Origin of the sequence: Glycomyces sp. L485 (assembly GCF_022548875.1) — a bacterium.
GTDB lineage: Bacteria > Actinomycetota > Actinomycetes > Mycobacteriales > Micromonosporaceae > Glycomyces.
The window spans coordinates 27,053-28,456 of the sequence record NZ_JAKZEW010000034.1 but is presented as its reverse complement, the minus strand read 5'-3'; the positions used below and the strand labels follow the sequence as shown (position 1 = coordinate 28,456).

General features: G+C 67.1%; 1 protein-coding gene. It reads right to left on the bottom strand.

Going from position 1 to position 1,404, the window contains the following annotated elements; all coding sequences use genetic code 11:
- Window positions 1-551: 551 nt before the first annotated feature.
- Entirely contained in the window at window positions 552-1,058 is a 507-nt protein-coding gene (locus L0U85_RS15540) for a hypothetical protein (protein WP_241378671.1), read from the bottom strand.
- Window positions 1,059-1,404 lie beyond the last annotated feature (346 nt).

Here is a 1,404-nt window from a genome sequence, read left to right as displayed (position 1 = left end):
GTTCGAATCCGCTGACGGCGGGTTCCGGATCAAGAACAAGCTGAACGGGCGCGATTACCTGTACGGGTCGGGCAGCTCGGTCGGCTGGAACACCGGAGCCACCGACGCGAACACCATCTGGACGCTCGAAGTGCAGTAGAAAACAGGCATCCCAGCCTGGCGGCCGGGCTCCGAGCATGGCGCTCGGGGTCCGGCCGCTTCGGTTCGTGTGCCGAACGGATCGGACAGAGGCGTCACCGCCTTGAGCCCCCCGGCCGCCCACCAACGGTGCGCGGCCTAAAGGATCTGACCGCACTGTGCTCGCAGGGTGCGGGCGACACGATCTCCGAGGAAGTACCGGCGCCCCTGCCCCGGATGACCGGTTCGGCCGGACGCGTCAACGCTGCGATGGCGCTACTCCCATATCGCTCAAGCCGCTCCCGCGATCGGGTTCTGCCGCACGCGGCGCTCGAGCATCTTCACGAGGCTCGGGCTGGGACGACGGGTCGGTGCACGCCTCGAGAGAGACCCCAAGTCTCCTTGCGCCCCATGCCAGAATCCCGAGGTCCCGATCAATATCGGACTCGCGCGCCGCGGTGTCGTTCGAGATCGACGGCCAGGTGCGATCGGCGCAAGCCGCGGGAGGTGAGATAGCGCAAGTCTGCCATGTTGTCGTACGCCAGCTGGGTGTGGAAGTAGTTCACGTGCTCCAGCGCTGCGAACAGAGCGAAACCCAGTCCCGGGAACGAGGCGGTGCCGGGAGCGTCGAGCGCGGACCAGCAGACGAACAGGACGACCGCGAACAGTACAGGCGGGTTGACACGGAACGCTAGGGCAAAGGCCGCTGCCAGTGGGAGTGTCGGCGATCCCGATTCGAGCTGCCGGAGTTTGGCCGTCCAATACGCCGCTCCCTGCACCAGCAGCAGCGCGAAGGCACAGAACCCGGCGAGATTCGCCGCGCTCGGCGGCAGTCGGAGCAGTCCGAACCAGACGGCCGCCTGCAGCGGGATGTTGATCAGTTCGAGCGACGCCAGCGATCGCAGCCGCCGTCGGACCCGCTCATGGAGGTGGTAGCACACTCCGCCATGATGCCCGGTCCATCAGTCATACGCAGCCTTCAACCGCAGCCCCCAGAGCCCTAACCGAACCGTCCCGGGAAGGAAGCAGTTCCAGACCTCCAAACGCCGCACCACCACCAGGTACGGCCCGCCAGCGGCGACCGGCGGTAGGCGACGCCTCTGTCCGATCCGTTCGGCACACGAACCGAAGCGGCCGGACCCCGAGCGCCATGCTCGGAGCCCGGCCGCCAGGCTGGGATGCCTATTTCCTACTGCGGTTCGAGCGTCCAGATGGTGTTCGCGTCGGTGGCTCCGGTGTTCCAGCCGACCGAGCTGCCCGACCCGAAGAGGTAATCGCGCCCGCTCT